This is a genomic window from Arthrobacter sp. T2-23 (assembly GCF_055398325.1).
This window is the reverse complement of the sequence record NZ_AP027917.1, coordinates 2,270,323-2,286,938: the sequence shown is the minus strand read 5'-3', so window position 1 is coordinate 2,286,938 and position 16,616 is coordinate 2,270,323. Positions and strand designations below refer to the sequence as shown.

The 16,616-nt window shown below is 67.8% G+C and carries 13 protein-coding genes; 9 read left to right on the top strand and 4 right to left on the bottom strand.

Annotation, left to right across the window (positions count from 1 at the left end; genetic code table 11):
- Window positions 1-48 precede the first annotated feature (48 nt).
- Entirely contained in the window at window positions 49-903 is an 855-nt protein-coding gene (locus ACZ5Z0_RS10585) for a LysR substrate-binding domain-containing protein (RefSeq protein ID WP_146336389.1), read from the top strand.
- A 265-nt stretch (window positions 904-1,168) separates the two neighbouring features.
- The gene (locus ACZ5Z0_RS10580; RefSeq protein WP_464108376.1) at window positions 1,169-1,507 is read left to right on the top strand and encodes a hypothetical protein; all 339 of its coding nucleotides are present in this window, start codon (window positions 1,169-1,171) and stop codon (window positions 1,505-1,507) included.
- Between the two features lie 92 nt (window positions 1,508-1,599).
- Here the strand turns inward: ACZ5Z0_RS10580 and ACZ5Z0_RS10575 are convergent, their stop codons facing one another.
- Entirely contained in the window at window positions 1,600-5,130 is a 3,531-nt protein-coding gene (locus ACZ5Z0_RS10575) for a bifunctional proline dehydrogenase/L-glutamate gamma-semialdehyde dehydrogenase (RefSeq protein WP_464108375.1), read from the bottom strand.
- A 221-nt stretch (window positions 5,131-5,351) separates the two neighbouring features.
- Window positions 5,352-6,815 carry an amino acid permease gene (locus tag ACZ5Z0_RS10570; protein WP_464108374.1) on the bottom strand — a complete coding sequence of 488 codons (1,464 nt, stop codon included), beginning with the start codon at window positions 6,813-6,815 and terminating at the stop codon, window positions 5,352-5,354.
- 142 nt (window positions 6,816-6,957) lie between these two features.
- On the opposite strand from ACZ5Z0_RS10570, the gene ACZ5Z0_RS10565 reads away from it, so the two are divergent.
- From ACZ5Z0_RS10565 to ACZ5Z0_RS10550, 4 genes are all read left to right on the top strand, one after another.
- Window positions 6,958-7,866, top strand: a complete 909-nt coding sequence (locus ACZ5Z0_RS10565; RefSeq protein ID WP_464108373.1) for a LysR substrate-binding domain-containing protein — start codon at window positions 6,958-6,960, stop codon at window positions 7,864-7,866.
- Window positions 7,867-7,971: 105 nt separating this feature from the next.
- Complete coding sequence (panD, locus tag ACZ5Z0_RS10560; RefSeq protein WP_186372184.1) at window positions 7,972-8,400, top strand: aspartate 1-decarboxylase; 429 nt, start codon at window positions 7,972-7,974, stop codon at window positions 8,398-8,400.
- A 10-nt stretch (window positions 8,401-8,410) separates the two neighbouring features.
- Entirely contained in the window at window positions 8,411-9,337 is a 927-nt protein-coding gene (locus tag ACZ5Z0_RS10555; protein WP_138768070.1) for an AEC family transporter, read from the top strand.
- A gap of 177 nt (window positions 9,338-9,514) precedes the next feature.
- Complete coding sequence (locus ACZ5Z0_RS10550; protein WP_464108372.1) at window positions 9,515-10,573, top strand: GmrSD restriction endonuclease domain-containing protein; 1,059 nt, start codon at window positions 9,515-9,517, stop codon at window positions 10,571-10,573.
- A gap of 25 nt (window positions 10,574-10,598) precedes the next feature.
- On the opposite strand, the gene ACZ5Z0_RS10545 is transcribed toward ACZ5Z0_RS10550, so the two are convergent.
- Window positions 10,599-11,936: a hypothetical protein gene (locus ACZ5Z0_RS10545; RefSeq protein ID WP_464108371.1), complete on the bottom strand. Its 1,338-nt coding sequence runs from the start codon at window positions 11,934-11,936 to the stop codon at window positions 10,599-10,601.
- An 89-nt stretch (window positions 11,937-12,025) separates the two neighbouring features.
- Window positions 12,026-13,030 carry an LLM class flavin-dependent oxidoreductase gene (locus tag ACZ5Z0_RS10540; protein WP_464108370.1) on the bottom strand — a complete coding sequence of 335 codons (1,005 nt, stop codon included), beginning with the start codon at window positions 13,028-13,030 and terminating at the stop codon, window positions 12,026-12,028.
- A gap of 178 nt (window positions 13,031-13,208) precedes the next feature.
- Between ACZ5Z0_RS10540 and ACZ5Z0_RS10535 the strand changes: the two genes are divergently transcribed.
- The 3 genes from ACZ5Z0_RS10535 (at window position 13,209) to ACZ5Z0_RS10525 (ending at window position 16,609) form a co-directional block, all read left to right on the top strand.
- Window positions 13,209-14,078: an aldo/keto reductase gene (locus tag ACZ5Z0_RS10535; protein ID WP_464108369.1), complete on the top strand. Its 870-nt coding sequence runs from the start codon at window positions 13,209-13,211 to the stop codon at window positions 14,076-14,078.
- 59 nt (window positions 14,079-14,137) lie between these two features.
- Window positions 14,138-14,839, top strand: coding sequence for a type 1 glutamine amidotransferase domain-containing protein (locus ACZ5Z0_RS10530; RefSeq protein ID WP_464108368.1), 702 nt, complete (start codon window positions 14,138-14,140; stop codon window positions 14,837-14,839).
- Window positions 14,840-14,911: 72 nt separating this feature from the next.
- Window positions 14,912-16,609, top strand: coding sequence for a helicase HerA-like domain-containing protein (locus ACZ5Z0_RS10525; protein ID WP_464108367.1), 1,698 nt, complete (start codon window positions 14,912-14,914; stop codon window positions 16,607-16,609).
- The last annotated feature ends 7 nt before the right edge of the window (window positions 16,610-16,616 follow it).

The window sequence follows — 16,616 nt, the reverse complement described above, 5'->3', positions numbered from 1 at the left end:
GAGGACTGAGAGTGGACCGGTACGTCGACCAACTGGCCGGGAAGCCGCATGTTTGAACCCGCCCAGCTCCGGTCTTTCCTGGCCGTGGCCGAGACGCTCAGCTTCACGCGCGCGGCCGAGCGCCTGGGCCTGGCGCAGCCGACGGTCAGCCAGCATGTCCGGAAGCTGGAAGCCGCGGCCAGGCGAACCCTGATTGCCCGCGACACCCGCGACGTCCGCCTGACCGACAACGGCGATGCCATGGCGGGCTTCGCGCGCAGTATCCTCGCAGCCCACGATTCCGCGGCCCGCTACTTCTCCGGTTCGGCGATGCGCGGCCGGCTTCGCTTCGGCACGGCGGACGACCTGGCGATCACCGGACTGCCCCGCATCCTCCGCGAGTTCCGCCAGATCTACCCGCAGATCAACCTCGAACTCACGGTGGGCCAGAGCGACCAGCTGTACAAGCGGCTCAACGCCGGCCAGTTGGACCTCGTTTTCGTCAAGTGGGTCGCCGGCGCCAAGGACGGCACCGTGGTGCAGCAGGACTCCTTCGCCTGGGTGGGGCTCGAGCAGACCTCCCTGGACCCTGGCCACCCCGTGCCGCTGATCGCCTACCCCGCCCCCAGCCTCAGCCGGAAGCTGGCCATCGATGCCCTCGAAGCCACCGGCCGCACCTGGCGGATCACCTGCACCACGCGGCAGATCAGCGGGGTGCTCGCCGCCGTCCGCGCCGGCATCGGCGTCGCCGTGATGCCCTCGTCCCTGGTTCCGGAGGACCTGAAAATCATCACCCGGCGTTTTGACCTGCCGAGCGTCGGCGACGTCGACTTCACCCTGATCCGCAATCCGCTGGCCAACACCGAAGTCATCGAGGCCCTCACCCAGACCATCGTGGGACGCGCCCTCAACCGCTCCACCTAGTCCGCGGACCCCGGGGTACCTACGCAGGCCGCCGCGGTACCTGCCCCAAAATACTTGGCTGGCCGGGTCAGTACGCGGCCATTGAACGCGGGTGGTACTTGTCCTATCCTGACTGTGTTGAAGGTCAAGCAGAGGCCCGCCACCAGGAATTCGACACAACGAACGTTGTCGCTGGTTGCCGCCATACCGCCATGGCGGCAACCCGCGGGAACTTGTTCGGGATAGGCCAGCAATGATGCCAGCCATAAACCGTCCCCACCCCGCCATGCGATCGGGCACCATGCGGCACGGCCGCCCGTTGGCTCCGGCCCGGCCGCTGCCGGCGGCCCCGCCGCTCGATTCTGTGCCGCATCCGCCCCTGGGCCGCCTCGACCCGCACGCTGCCCCTGTCCGCGCCGACGAGGACTACGTGGGCATCCCGTTCTGCGAGCGTTGCGGTACGGATGAGTTTGTCTACCTGGAGTCGTTCGTCCCGGCCAAGCACCGCCGCGACGGCTCGGTCAGCAAACTGGGCGAGGTGGCCTACTTTTGCTCCGGCTGCGAAGATTTCTCCGCACATGCCGTCCCGGCGTCCTGGGTGCCGCCCGGATGGTACCTGGGCTGAGCGCCCCTTAAACGGCCGTCGCCGCCGTGCCCGCACTTTGCGTGCGGTCACGGCGGCGACGCTGTCTGGCCGGGGCGCGCCCCGGGGATTGCCTAGACCAGGCCGTCCGAGAGGTGGTTGGCGGTGCCGAAGCGGTGCGCCGTGATGCTGACGGCCTGCTCATGCAGGAACGGCAGCAGCTCCACCCGCCCCGCCTCCGTGACCGGGTGGGAGTAAACCGCCAGGTCGGGGCGGCCGCCGGTCGCCTCGGCCAGCGCCGTAGCGTCGCCGCCGATCAGGCGGATCCGCGCCATGGACAGCTTTGCGGCCCCGGCGAGCTTGGCCGCGGAAGTCAGCCACTCTGCGTCGCTCTCCACAGCGATGGCGATTCCGAGCCCGGACAGCACGGCCCGCAGCTGGGAGGGGACGTCCACCGCGCTGGAAACCGTGACGTCCGACCCGGCCAGCACGCCGGCGGCAACGGCCCGGACGAGGCGGCCGAGCGGTTCACCTTCCGAGAGGCGCACCGTGACGGGCAACGGGCGGTATCGGAAAACGTTGCGTTCGGCGCTCAGCCCGGAAACATCCTTAGCGGTGCCGAACTCCTCGGCCCAGGCCAGGGCGTCCGAGGCGAGTGAACGCTGCAGCGGGGCCAGCTCCTCCGCGGTCAGGAAGCCCTTGGCTGCGTCCTCGATCCGGCGCACACCGGAGTGGGCCGGCATGGTGTCGGCGGTGCTGGGCTTGCTGACCCACTCGCCGAGTCCGACGAGGTAGTTGGGCCCGCCGGCCTTGGTGCCGGCGCCGACGGCGGATTTCTTCCAGCCGCCGAAGGGCTGGCGCTGCACGATCGCGCCGGTGATGCCGCGGTTGACGTAGAGGTTGCCGGCCTGGACGGTGTCCAGCCAGAGCGTCAGCTCGTCCGAGTTGAGCGAGTGCAGGCCGGAGGTCAGGCCGTACTCGATCTGGTTCTGGATCGCGATGGCCTCCTCCAGGGTCTCCGCCGTCATGACGCCGAGGACCGGGCCGAAGAACTCGGTGAGGTGGAAGTAGGAGCCGCGCCGGACGCCGTGCCGCACGCCCGGGCTCCACAGCTTGCCGGAGTCATCCAGCTGTTTCGGCTCCACGGCCCAGGCCTCGCCCTCGCCAAGGGTGGTCAGCGCATTGAGGAGCTTGCCGCTGGCCGGCTCGATGATCGGGCCCATCTGGCTGGCAGGATCCTCCGGGTAACCGACCTTGAGCGAGGTGACGGCGTCAATCAGCTGGTTGTGGAAGCGCTTGGACTTCGCCACCGAGCCCACCAGGATCACCAGTGAGGCCGCGGAGCACTTCTGGCCGGCGTGGCCGAACGCGGAGTACGCCACGTCCTTCGCGGCGAGGTCCAGGTCGGCACTCGGGGTGACGATGATGGCATTCTTCCCGCTAGTCTCGGCCAGCAGCGGCAGGTCCTTGCGGAAGGAACGGAACAGCTCGGCCGTCTCGTAGCCGCCGGTCAGGATGACGCGGTCCACGGCCGGGTGGGAGATCAGCTGCTGGCCCAGCTCCCGCTCGCCGAGCTGCACCATGGTGAGCACGTCGCGCGGCACGCCGGCCTCCCACAGCGCCTCGATCATCACGGCACCGCTGCGGCGGGCCTGCTTGGCGGGCTTGATCACGACGGCGGAGCCGGCGGCGAGTGCCGCGAGGGTGGAGCCGGCCGGGATGGCAACCGGGAAGTTCCACGGCGGCGTGACCACGGTCAGCTTGGCGGGGACAAAGGTGGCGCCGTCGACGTGATCGAGCTTGCGGGCCGATTCGGCGTAGTAGTGCGCGAAGTCGACGGCCTCGCTGACCTCCGGGTCGCCCTGGTCGATGGTTTTGCCGGTCTCTGATGCCATGACCTCGAGGAGGTCGGCGCGGCGGGATTCGAGGACATCACCGGCGCGGTGCAGGATTTCGGCGCGCTCGGCGCCGGAGAGTGCGCCCCAGGCTTTGCCCTTCTCGACGGCGGTGGCGATGACCTTGTTCAGGGTCTCGGCGTCGTTGATGGTGGCGGCCTCGACGGCGGCGTTGCCCAGCGTTGAGCCCGCGACACGGCCCAGGATGGCACGGCCCCAGTCGCGGTTGGCCGGCAGCGAGGGGTCGGTGTCGGGGGTGTTTTCGAAGGAATCATGCGGCAGCGGCTCGGCCGGGAGGCTGCGGTTCTGCCGCCGGTTCGGGGCCGGGACCTCGTCGTCGAGCTTGGCGAGGGAGGCGAGGAAGCGCTGCTTCTCGCGTTCGAAGAGGGATTCGTTCTCGCTGAGTTCGAAGACGGCGGACATGAAGTTGTCCTGGCTCGCGCCCTCTTCCAGGCGGCGGATCAGGTAGGCGATGGCGACGTCGAACTCGGCGGGGTGGACCACCGGCGTGTAGAGCAGGAGCGAGCCGACATCCTTCTTCACGGCTTCCGCCTGGCCTTGGGCCATGCCGAGGAGCATCTCGAACTCGATGCCGGACTCAACACCGCGCTGCTTGGCCAGCAGCCAGGCGAAGGCAATGTCGAAGAGGTTGTGGCCGGCGACGCCGATCCGGATGTTGCCGATCCGGTCCGGGTGCAGCGCGTAGTTGATGACGCGCTTGTAGTTGGTGTCCGAGTCCTGCTTGGTGTTCCAGGTGGCGAGCGGCCAGTCGTGCAGGGAGGCCTCGACCTGTTCCATCGGCAGGTTGGCGCCCTTCACGACGCGCACCTTGATCGCGGCACCGCCGTCGGCACGGCGGGCCGCTGCCCAGTCCTGCAGCCGGATCATCGCGGCGAGGGCATCCGGCAGGTAGGCCTGGAGCACAATGCCGGCTTCGAGGTTCTTGAACTCGGGCTTGTCGAGGATCCGGGTGAAGACCGCGATGGTCATGTCCAGGTCCTTGTACTCCTCCATGTCCAGGTTGATGAACTTGGCCTTCTTGCCGCCGGTGGCGAAGGAGGCGGCGCGGCTGAACAGCGGCGTGAGCTTTTCCACGACGTGCTCCACGGCTTCATCGAAGGCCCACGCGGAGTGCGGGGCCACGGTCGAGGAGACCTTGATCGAGACGTAGTCGACGTCGGGCCGGGCCAGCAGGGTGTGGGTGCCTTCTAGCCGCCGGGATGCCTCGTGTTCGCCGAGCACCGCTTCGCCAAGGAGGTTGACGTTGAGCTTGATGCCGTCCCGGCGGATCTTCGCGATGGCCGGGCCCAGCTTGGCGTCGGTCGCGTCGACGATGAGGTGGCCGACCATTTCACGCAGCACGCGGCGGGCCACCGTGATGACCACCTGCGGCAGTACCGGGGCCATGGTGCCGCCGAGCCGGACGGCGCTGCGCATGTACCAGGGCAGGAAGGCCGGGACCTTGGGGGCCAGTGCGGCAAGGTTGTGCGCGGCAACGCGCAGGTCCTCGGGGCGCACGACGCCGTCGACGAACCCGACGGTGAAGTCCAGGCCGTTCGGGTCTTTCAGGACGCCCGCGAGCTGCTCCGCGGAGGCGTCAACCGGAACCTTGGCAGCCTCAGTGAGCCAGCGGCGGACCAGCGTGATGGCCTCTTCGGCCAGGGCTGCTGCCTCAAGCACTGGCGAGCCTTCCGAGACTGCGGCGTGCGTGGCTTCCTTGCCCGCGTCCGCGCCGGTGGTCAGGCCGGATTCCATTGAGGTGTTGGTCATGGTGGCACTCGTTCTTTCTCAAAATGTGGACCGTTCTTGAAATCAGTATGAGAGCAAATTTTCATAAGATAAAGCGATGTTTTCTGAGCAATACTGGTTAGAAAACTCGAACGTTCCGGAAGCGGGTCGACGCGGCCCCGGACACCAAAAAAGCGCTATCACTTACGGCCCCCAAATCCTGCGGAGGGGAGCCGTAAGTGATAGCGCAACGTGGGGTGAAGCTAGCCGACGTGCCGGTGCATCTCCACGGCTTCCTGGTGCCGCGGGCTGTCCGGGTTCATCAGCGAGTGCTTCCGGCCGTAGCCGAAGTAGATGGTCAGCCCAACGACCAGCCAGACGCCGAAGCGGACCCAGGTCTCCCAGTGCAGCTGGACCATCAGGAACGCCGAGGCCAGCATGCCGAAGAGCGGCACCACCGGCATGAACGGCAGCCGGAAGGTGCGCGGGGCATCCGGCTTCTTGTAGCGGAAGATGATCACGGAGAGGCAGACGACGACGAACGCGGCCAGGATGCCGATGTTCGTCAGGTCGGCCACGGCCTTGATCGGGAAGACGCCGGCCAGCAGTGCCGAGGCCACGCCAGCGATCCAGGTGACACGCTGCGGGGTGCCGTGGCGGTCGGTCTTGGCGAACCAGCCCGGCAGCAGCCCGTCCCGGCTCATCGAGAACCAGACGCGGGTGACGCCGAGCAGGAAGGTCAGCATGACGGTCAGGATGGACAGCACGGCGAAGACGGAGATGATCGTCGCGATGACGGGAAGGCCCACGCCGTTGAAGGCGGAGGCGAAGCCGGCCTTGGGGTCGATGTCCTTGTAGTTCTGCATGCCGGTGAGCACCAGGGTGGCGGCGACATAGAGGAGCATGGCCACGATGAGGGACATGATGATCGCCTTGGGCATGTGCTTCTTGCCGTCTGTGGCCTCCTCCGCCGCCGTGCTCATCGCGTCGTAGCCGAACACGGCAAAGAACACCGTCGCCGAACCGGCCAGCACCGGGCCGAAGCCGCTGGGCATGAACGGGTTGTAGTTGTTGGTGTTGATGTAGAAGATGCCCAGGCCGATGATGAACAGGATCAGGACGACCTTGATGGCGACGGCCGCGAGCTCGAAGCGTCCGAACGTCTTGGTGCCGCGGGAGAGGATCCAGGTCACGACCAGGCACACGACGATGGCAGGGATGTTGACGACGCCGCCCTTGCCCTCATCCACCGTCGAGGTCATCCAGACGGGCATGTGGATGCCGATGCCGGAGAGGAACGCGTCGAAGTAGCCGGAAATACCGATGGCCACCACGGCCACGATGGCGATGTACTCCAGCAGCAGGTCCCAGCCGATGAACCAGCCGATCACCTCGCCCAGCGCCACGTACCCGTAGGTGTAGGCCGAGCCGGCCCGGGGGATCATGCCCGCGAATTCGGCGTAGGACAAGGCGGCGGCCGCGGACGCCAGTCCCGCGATCAGGAAGGAGAACAGCACAGCGGGGCCCACGCCGGGTTCACTCCCGCTGCCGTGGGCCACCAGGCCGGCCAGCGAGAAGATGCCCACGCCGATAATGCCGCCGACGCCGATCGCGGTCAGCTGCCAGAGGCCGAGGCTCTTGAACAGGCCGCTGTGTTTGTTTTCCTCTTCGATGTCGTCGATGGGCTTGCGCCGCATGATCGATCTGGTCAGGTCTCTGGTGCTCATCAGGGTCTCCTGCAGTGGGGTGTCGCCCATCAAACCGCCCTGTGATGGGGGTTACTGGATCACAACAGTATGCAAGCCGGATTCCATTAGATAAAGTGAATTCTCCTAATCAATAACCATTAGAATTCACAAAGGAATAGCGATGCTCGACGTCCGGCGGTTGCGCCTGCTGCGCGAACTCAAAATCCGGGGCACGCTTGCCGAGGTGGCCGAGGCGCTGCAGTACAGCCCGTCGTCGGTCTCGCAGCAGCTGGCGCTGCTGGAGAAGGAAGCCGGCGTCGAACTGCTCCGGAAAACGGGCCGCCGGGTGCAGCTCACCCCGCAGGCCGAGGTGCTGGTCGCCCACACTGCCCAACTCCTGGAAACGCTGGAGCAGGCGGAGGCCGACCTCGCGGCCTCGCTGACCACCGTGACCGGGACCGTGCGGATCGCCGTTTTCCAGTCCGCGGCCCTGGCGCTGATGCCCGACGCCCTGACCCGGATGTCCGCAAGCTACCCGGAGGTCCGGATTGAGATGGTCCAGCGGGAGCCCGAGACCGCGCTCCACGAGACCTGGGCGCGTGACTTCGACCTCGTCATCGCCGAGCAGTACCCTGGCCACGCCGCGCCCCGCTACGCCGAACTGGACCGGGTCCGCCTGACGGGGGACGCGATCCGGCTGGCGGTTCCGCCCGCGTCCCCGGGCCGCCCCGCGATCACCTCCCTCGCCGACACCAATGGGCTGTCCTGGGTTATGGAACCCCGGGGCGCGGCATCCCGGCACTGGGCCGAGCAGGCCTGCCGGAGCGCCGGTTTCGAGCCAGACGTGCGCTTCGAGACCGCCGACCTGCAGGCGCAGATCCGGCTGATCGAGTCGGGCAACGCGGTGGCCCTGATGCCGGACCTGGTCTGGACCGGCCGGGGCACCACGGCCCAGCTGATTGATCTCCCCGGCAATCCGCACCGCACCGTCTTCACGTCCGTTCGCCGCTCCAGCGCCAAACGGCCCGCCATCGTGGCCGCGCGGGAAATCCTCGCCGAGACCGCCGCGTCCATCGCGCCGGCCGCCTGAAGCACCGCCTGGTCCATCGAGCGCGCCTTGGTGAGGCGGGCTCCGTGGCCCTGTGTTCGCTGGCTCACAGCGCACTGACCGCGCCGGCGTTAGACTGATGACGTTATGAATCGAACAATGTTCAAGTCCAAAATCCACCGCGCCACGGTCACCCACGCGGACCTTCACTATGTCGGCTCGGTCACCGTGGACCTGGACCTGCTCGAGGCCGCCGACATCCTCCCCGGTGAGCTGGTCGCGATCGTCGACGTCACCAACGGCGCCCGGCTGGAGACGTACACGATCGCCGGCGAGCGCGGATCCGGCGTCATTGGCATCAACGGGGCGGCCGCGCACCTGATGCACGAAAACGACATCGTCATCCTGATCACGTATGCGCAAATGACCACGGAAGAGGCCAAGGCCTACAACCCCAAGGTGGTCCACGTGGACAAGGACAACAAGGTCGTGCAGATCGGCAACGATCCGGCGGAAAGCCACACGGCCGGGCTCCTGCGCCCGCCGCACGCGTTGAACAACGCCACCCTGAACTAGCAGCGCCGGAGTGCTAGGCGTCCTGGCTGGATTCTTCGTCGTCTGGTTCATCATCCTGGTTGGCATGTTCGTCGGCCGGCGCAACATCCTGGGCGAGAACGCCCGCTCCGTCCTCAGCGCCCTGACCTTCTTCGTGGCGAGCCCTGCCCTGCTGTTCGAGACCCTCAGCAAGGCTCGGCTCCACGACGTCTTCGCGGCCCCGCTGCTGGTGACCGCCGTGGGCGCGATCACGACGGCGGCGCTCTACTTCGGCATCGTGCGCTTCGCGCTGAAACGGGCGCTGCCGGAGGCCCTCGTGTCCTCCATGAGTTCGTCCCTGGCCAACTCCGCCAACCTGGGCATTCCGATCGCCGTTTTTGTCCTGGGCGATGCCAGCTACGTGGCGCCGCTGCTGATCTTCCAGCTCGCTTTCTTCACGCCGCTCTATCTGCTGGTCCTCGACGCCACCACCAGCGCCCACCGGACGACGCCGCTGACCTTCGTCCTGATGATCCTGCGGAACCCCATGATCGTGGGCTCGGGTCTGGGCCTGCTCGTGGCAGGGACCGGTTGGGAGGTGCCGGCGCTGGTGCTGCAGCCTATCCACCTGATCGGCGGGGCGGCGATCCCCGCCATGCTGCTGTCCTTCGGCATGAGCTTGAACGGTTCCCGGCCGCTGCAGGCCTCGGCCGCCCGGCGTGCCGACACGCTGCTGGCCAGCGGCTTCAAGCTTATCGTCCACCCGCTGCTCGCCTTCCTCTTCGCCCGCTTCGCGCTCGGCCTGCAGGACCAGGCACTGTTCGCCGTGGTGGTGACATCCGCCCTGCCCACGGCCCAGAACGTCTTTGTTGTGGCCAACCGGTACCGGACCGGGCTTACCGTCGCCAAAGACACCGTCCTGATCACCACCGTGGTCGCCGTCCCCGCCATGATCGGGGTGGCGCTGCTCCTGGCCTGACGCCACCCGGCGCGGCGCACCCGCGTGGCCTGCCCGGGCTCCGGCGACTGCGCCGGTAGGCTGTGAAAGGCCGAACACAGGCCCGGTAGCAGGCAGAATTTGGGGGAATGGGTGCGCACGTTTAAAGCCGGAGTCGTTGGGACAGGCGGCAGGGGAACCACGCGCCGTCGGGGTGCCGTGGACTGGATCTCCTACGCCGCGGCAGGGCTGCTGCTGGTTTCCTCCACGGCCTGCGGCGGACCCGCCCCGACCGCGGAGAAGACCGCCGTCGAATCGGCGCGGCCCAGCGCGTCGGTCACTTTGGCCGCGCCCACCTCGACACCATCATCCACGCCGACCGCGTCGGCGGACGCCGGCGCCCCGCTGGACCCGGACACGGCCCCGGTTGTGAGCCTGGCCGGAGCCTCGGCCCCGCGTCAGCAGCCGGCGTATGCCAGCAAGGCGCTCGACGTACTCGCCACCCTGCCGGTCAAGGGCAGGGCGCCCAAGACCGGTTACTCGCGCGACCAGTTCGGCCAGGCCTGGGCCGACGTCGACCGAAACGGCTGCGATACCCGCAACGACACGCTCCGCCGCGATCTCACGGCGGTCGCGCTCAAGGCCGGAACCCGCGACTGCGTGGTGCTCTCCGGCGCCTTGAACGACCCCTACACGGCGAAGCTGATCAACTTCGTCCGCGGCAACAGCAGCAGCAGCGCTGTCCAGATCGACCACGTCGTGGCGCTCAGTGACGCCTGGCAGAAGGGCGCGCAGCAGCTCAGCCCGGCCCAGCGCCTCGCCTTCGCCAACGACCCGCTCAACCTCTTGGCCGTGGACGGCCCCGCGAACATGCAGAAGAGCGACGGCGACGCCGCCACGTGGCTGCCGCCGAACAAGTCCTACCGCTGCGCGTACGTGGCCCGGCAGATCTCGGTGAAGGCCAGCTATGCGCTGTGGGTCACCCAGGCAGAGCATGACGCCATGGCCCGGATCTTGGGCGACTGCCCGGACGCCATGGCCCCCACCAACGAGCAGCCACCGGCGGCCGCTCCTGCCCCGGCGGCTGCACCCGCCCAGCCCGCCGCACCGCCCGCGGCACCGGCCCCGGCGCCCGTCCCGGCAGCACCTGCCCCGGCTGCCGTGTATTACGCCAACTGCGCCGCGGTGCGTGCGGCGGGGGCTGCGCCCATCCGCCGCGGGCAGCCCGGCTACAGCAGCAAACTGGACCGCGACGGCGACGGGATCGCCTGCGAGTAGGCGCGGCGGGCCCGCACTCCGACTGCTAGCAGGCCGGCGCTTGGTACTCGTAGGCTCCGGCGTCGGCCCCCGCGTCGCCTTGGCAGTCGCCATTCTGGGCGACGGGCTGCCCGTCCAGGTCCACGGTGAAGGGACTGCTGCCGGCGCGGTCAATCGCGGGGCTCAGGCTGGTTGGGTGGAGGTCGGTCGGGGCGTCCACGAAGTCGGCGGCCTCCCTTGTGGAGGTGCCGCTGGGTTCCACCGAGCTGGGTCCGTTCAAGACGTTTGCCTGTTCGGTCCAGCCCGAGCCGTCGATCCAGAGCGAATTCCGCACGGCGACGAGGATGTTCCCCCGGATCACCGTTGAGGCGGGGCACGCCGCGTGGCACACCACGGCCTGGGACTCCGGCCCGTCCAGCCAGACGGTGTTGAATTCGAAGACGGTGCCGTTCGTCGGACCGAACACTGACTTCGACCCTCGTGCGATCAGCCCGCCGGCCTTAGAGCAGTTTTCGCCGCAGCTCGCTCGGATCAGGTTGTAGCGGTAGGTGTTGCCGTCGGCGGCGCCCCCCGGCGAACGGCCGATCTCAGAGAACACGTTGTTGTCCACCGCCACGTTGTGGTGGATGCTGTTCCGGCTCCCGTTGAAGATTTCGAAGGCGCTGCCGTCGATCGAAAAATCGTAGGACTTCGCGGCTGATCCGGTGACGGTGTTGCCGGTGAACTCGTTGTCGCTCCCGTTGATCAGCACACCGAAGGCGCCCGAGTCGTCGTTGCAGTTGACGGCCTGCGGCGTGCCGCAGTTGACCCCGGGCGTGTTGACGTTCATGACGTTGTTATCGGCCAGGTTGTTGTTCACGTAGTGTCCGAAATCGGAGCCCTGGCCCACCTTGATGCCCGCTGCGTTGTGGGTCGCCGTGGAGTTCTTGAGGGTGGTGTGGTCACCGGAAACACTGAACCCGGCATAACCGCAGGATTGGGCGCGCAGGCCGTCCACCGTGATGAAGTTCCCGTTGATCGTGACGCAGTTCGCGCCCTGCCCGCTGGATTCGCCGCCGGTGACGGTCGGCGCGCTCCCGGCGCCGTAGCTGTTCAGGGTGATGGCGGCGTCGGCCGTGCCGCTCTGGTTGACGACGACGCCGCCGGTCCAGGTATCGCCCCGCCGGAAGCTCACGGAATCGCCCGCCTTCAGCACCGTGTTGTTGAGCTTCAGCAACGATTGCCAAGGGGTTCCGGGAGAGGTTCCGTCGTTGTCGTCGTTGCCGTCCACGCTGAGGAAGTAGGTGGTCCCGGCAGCCGACGCCGGTGCCCAGATTCCCGCAAGGGAACCTCCCAGCAGCACGAGGACCACCAGCATGGGTGCAGCTATGGACTTGATCTTCATAGTGACACCTGGGCTTCTGAAGATGAATCCGGGGCCGCGGAGCGGCGTTGTGGCCGGCGGCCGGAATACAGCCCGCGGCAGGCTTAACGCTAGGGGCGGCCCACGGCCAAGTCAACGATTCCGGCGGCCTCTGCGAGGAGTTCCACGGACCGCAGCCTGTCCTCCACCCTGGCACTTTGGTGCGCGACGATCAGTTCGTCGGCGTCGGCGTGGGCGGCGAACTCCTCCAGGTATTCGACCACGGCAGCCGGGGTGCCCACGGCGGAGTACTTCATCATCTGCGCCAGGTGCTGGCCCTGCGGCGAGTCCAGGATCATGTCCGCCTCGTCGTCGCTGAAAACGCGGCCGTTGCCGAAGAACAGCGACACCCGGGCCCGTTTCGTGGCCTGGAACATTTCCTGGGCGTCGGCGGCGGAATCCGCGGCGATCACGTTGACGCCGGCAATCACGTGCGGGGCCTCCAGCTGCCCCGAGGGCCGGAATTCGCGGCGGTAGAGGGCCACGGCATCCTGCAGGGCGTTCGGGGCGAAGTGCGAGGCGAAGGCGTAGGGCAGTCCGAGCTGGGCCGCCAGCTTCGCGCCGAAGAGCGAGGACCCCAGGATGTAGAGCGGCACATTGGTGCCCTTGCCCGGCGTGGCCTCAACGCCGGGGATGCGGGTCGGGCCCGTCAGGTAGCCCTGCAGCTCCAGGACGTCCTGCGGGAAACTGTCCGCGCTCATAGGATCGCGGCGCAGGGCACGCATGGTGTTCTGGTCGCTGCCGGGGGCGCGGCCCAGGCCCAGGTCGATCCTTCCGGGGTGCAGGGTCTCAAGCGTGCCGAACTGCTCGGCGATGGTCAGCGGGGAGTGGTTGGGCAGCATGACGCCGCCGGCCCCGAGCCGGATGCTCCTGGTCTGCGCGGCAATATGAGCGATCAGGACGCTGGTCGCGGAGGAGGCGATGGAGGACATGTTGTGGTGCTCGGCGTACCAGATGCGGCGGTAGCCCAGTTCCTCGGCGCGCTGCGCCATGGCCACGCTGCCGGCGAAGCTTTCTGCCGCCGTCTGGCCCTTGCCGATGATTGCCAGGTCAAGGATGGAAAGCGGAACAGTCACGGAAAAGCCGGCCTTTCGTTGCGGAGCATGGTCTAGATCAGGTGTCAGCCGCGCCGGGATCCGGCGGACGCACACTGATGCCAACGACGCCGACGCCCGGCTTATTTCTGCGCGGCCGGAATCACCGGCTGGACTGCGCGGGAGGAATACTCAGCACCCTTAGTGGGTTGCCGACCTTATGGGCCACCACAACTCACAGCATCCGGAACTATCCGCAACGATCGATCTGAAGGACCTGGGAACTGTGCACCGGCTGGGCTTTGGCGCCATGCGCATTGTCGGCGACGGAGTCTGGGGCGAACCCGCGGACCGGAACACGGCCATCGCCGTCGTCCGCCGCGCCGTCGAACTCGGCGTCGACTTCATCGACACCGCCGATTCCTACGGGCCCAACATCAGCGAGGAGATCCTCGCCGAGGCCCTGCACCCTTACCGGGACGACCTGTTGATCGCCACCAAGGTCGGGTTCACCCGCACCGGCCCGAATGAATGGGTGCCGGTAGGACGTCCCGAGTACCTGCGCCAGCAGACCGAGCTGAGCCTGCGCAAGCTCAAGGTGGACGCGCTGGACCTGCTGCAGCTGCACCGGATTGATCCCAAGGTGGACCAGGAGGAGCAGTTCAGCGTGCTCCGCGACCTGCAGAAGGAAGGCAAGGTCAAGGCGCTGGGCCTGTCCCAGGTCAGTGTGGCCGAACTCGAGCAGGCCGGGCGCTACTTCACCGTTTCCACCGTGCAGAACCGCTACAACCTGACGGACCGCAGCTCGGAAGACGTCCTGAACTACGCCGAGACGAACGGCATCGGCTTCATCCCCTGGGCTCCGATCTCGGCCGGCGAACTCGCCCGGCCCGGCCGCCCGCTCGACGAGGCCGCCACCCGGCTGGGCGCCACCACCTCGCAGGTGGCCCTCGCCTGGCTGCTTCGCCGCTCCCCCGCGATGATGCCGATCCCCGGCACCGGCTCGATCAAGCACCTCGAAGAGAACCTTGCCGCCGGCGGCGTCGTCCTCGATGACGCCACCTTCGCGGAGCTCGAAGCCGCACGCTAAGCCCCACCCCCATCACCACCCCGTGACCGGCCCTCGCGCCGGCAGAACAGGAGCACAACATGGCTAACATCCTGATGGTCGTATCCGCCGCAGATTCCCTCACCATGCGCGACGGCAGCAAGCACCCCACCGGCTACTGGGCCGAGGAGCTCGTCGTCTCGCACCAGACCCTGCGCGGCGCCGGCCACACCGTCCAGATCGCGACTCCCGGCGGCGCCAAGCCCACCGTGGACGAGGTCAGCCTGGCAGCCGACTCAGCCGGCGGCCAGGACCGCGCCGACGGCTTCCGCCGGTACCTCGCCGACATCGACGCCGAACTCTCCGCCCCGCTGGTGCTGGCCGACGTCGACCTGGCCGGGTACGACGCGATCGTGATGCCTGGCGGCCACGGCCCCATGGCCGACCTGTTCGAGGACGCGGGCCTCGGCCGGCTGCTGATCGAGGCCAACCAGGCCGGCAAGGTTATCGCGCCCTTCTGCCACGGCCCCGCCGGCCTGCTAAGCGCCGTCGACGACGCCGGGAAGTTCGCCTTCGCGGGGCGCCGCCTCACCGTGTTCACGAATGAAGAGGAACTGGGCGGCGGCACCGGGGAGAACACGCCCTGGTTTGTCGAAGACGTGTTGAAGGAGAAGGGCGCCGTCGTCGAGGATGCCGCCGCCTGGAGCTCCCATGTGGTCCGCGACGGCAACCTCATCACCGGGCAGAACCCGCGGTCCAGCGAGGACGTGGCGAAGGAAGTCCTGAAGGCCCTTTCTGAGTAGCGCCTCCTGCAAGCGGCAAAAAAGCTAGGCTGATGCCGGGTCCGGGCAGCCGGACCCGGCTAAGCTAGCGGCATGGCCATCAAATCCACTGCTGATAAAGTCGCCACCATCCAGAAGGGGTACACCCTGGAGGGGCCCACCATCGAGCTGGGAGCCGCGATCGTCGACGGCGAACTCCACAAGGACGCGCCTGTCCGGCTGCCGCTGTCCATGATGAACCGGCACGGGCTGGTGGCGGGCGCGACCGGCACCGGCAAGACCGTTACCCTGCACATGATGGCGGAGCAGCTCTCCACGGCCGGTGTACCGGTATTCCTCGCGGACATCAAGGGCGACCTCTCCGGACTTGCCACAGCCGCCGCCGGATCAGAGAAGCTCAAGGCCCGCACCGACAGCATCGGCCAGCCTTGGTCCGGCAAGACGTTCCCGGTGGAATTCCTTGCCCTCGGCGGTGACGGAGCAGGTATCCCGGTCCGCTCCACCATCACCTCCTTCGGCCCCATCCTGCTGTCCCGGGTGATGGAACTCAACGAGACCCAGGAGTCCAGCCTGCAACTGGTCTTCCACTTCGCGGACAAAAACGACCTCGAGCTGATCGACCTCAAGGACCTGCGGGCGGTCATCCAGTTCCTGACCTCGGACGAGGGCAAGGACGAACTCGAAAACCTGGGCGGCTTGTCGAAGTCCACCGCCGGTGTCATCCTCCGCGAACTTGTCACGCTCGAGGCGCAGGGGATGGAAAAGTTTTTCGGCGAACCGGAGTTCGACACCGCCGAACTCCTGCGGACTGCCCCGGACGGCCGCGGCGTCGTGACCTGCCTCGAGCTGCCCACCCTGCAGACCAAGCCGATGTTGTTCTCCACCTTCCTGATGTGGCTGCTCGCCGACCTGTTCGAGGACCTGCCCGAGGCCGGCGACCTGGACAAACCGAAACTCGTTTTTTTCCTGGACGAGGCACACCTGCTGTTTAACGACGCCTCCAAGGCCTTCCTGGACGCGATCACCACCACCGTTCGGCTGATCCGCTCCAAGGGGGTGGGTATCTTCTTCGTCACGCAGACGCCGAAGGACGTGCCGGCGGAGGTCCTTGGCCAGCTCGCCAACCGTGTGCAGCACGCCCTGCGGGCCTTCACCCCGGAGGATGCCAAGGCGCTCAAGGCGACTGTCTCCACCTTCCCGATGAGCGACTACGACCTTGAGGAAACCCTCACCTCGGCCGGAATCGGCGAGGCGGTCATCACCGTCATGAACGAGAAGGGCGCGCCGACTCCGGTGGCCCTGACCCGGCTGCGGGCTCCCGAGTCCGTGATGGGCCCGAGCGATAATGCGCTGATTGCCGGCACCGTGGCCGGCTCCGCCCTGCTCGCCAAGTACGGCACGGCCGTGGACAACATCTCCGCCTACGAGAAGCTGGCCGGCCGGACGGCCGCGTCAACCGGACCCGCTGCCCGCGGCTCCGCGGCGGAAGCCGGCTCGGGTGCAGGGGCGGGCCTGGACCCCAACGCTGTCGACGCCGATGCCCGCCGGATCGAGGAAGAAATCCTCGGCCGGCCTAGCAGCCGTCCCGCGCCGGAGCCCGAACCGGAACGTGCACCGCAACGGCGGGAGCAGCAGCAAGCCGGCGGCGGAATGGCCGGAGACCTCGCCGGGGCCCTAGGTGGCGCCCTCGGCGGCGGGCTCAAAAGCATGGCTCGCTCACTTGGTACCCAGCTCGGCCGGGAGCTGCTCCGCGGCGTCTTCGGAACCGCATCCCGGAGCCGTCGGCGCTAGGCACGTT

Coding starts and splice junctions, on each gene's coding strand:
- ACZ5Z0_RS10575 (WP_464108375.1), bottom strand. CDS start 5,130: ATGACCAACACCTCAATGGAATCCGGCCTGACCACCGGCGCGGACGCG.
- ACZ5Z0_RS10545 (WP_464108371.1), bottom strand. CDS start 11,936: ATGAAGATCAAGTCCATAGCTGCACCCATGCTGGTGGTCCTCGTGCTG.
- ACZ5Z0_RS10570 (WP_464108374.1), bottom strand. CDS start 6,815: ATGAGCACCAGAGACCTGACCAGATCGATCATGCGGCGCAAGCCCATC.
- ACZ5Z0_RS10580 (WP_464108376.1), top strand. CDS start 1,169: ATGCGATCGGGCACCATGCGGCACGGCCGCCCGTTGGCTCCGGCCCGG.
- ACZ5Z0_RS10525 (WP_464108367.1), top strand. CDS start 14,912: ATGGCCATCAAATCCACTGCTGATAAAGTCGCCACCATCCAGAAGGGG.
- ACZ5Z0_RS10530 (WP_464108368.1), top strand. CDS start 14,138: ATGGCTAACATCCTGATGGTCGTATCCGCCGCAGATTCCCTCACCATG.
- ACZ5Z0_RS10535 (WP_464108369.1), top strand. CDS start 13,209: ATGGGCCACCACAACTCACAGCATCCGGAACTATCCGCAACGATCGAT.
- panD (WP_186372184.1), top strand. CDS start 7,972: ATGAATCGAACAATGTTCAAGTCCAAAATCCACCGCGCCACGGTCACC.
- ACZ5Z0_RS10565 (WP_464108373.1), top strand. CDS start 6,958: ATGCTCGACGTCCGGCGGTTGCGCCTGCTGCGCGAACTCAAAATCCGG.
- ACZ5Z0_RS10585 (WP_146336389.1), top strand. CDS start 49: ATGTTTGAACCCGCCCAGCTCCGGTCTTTCCTGGCCGTGGCCGAGACG.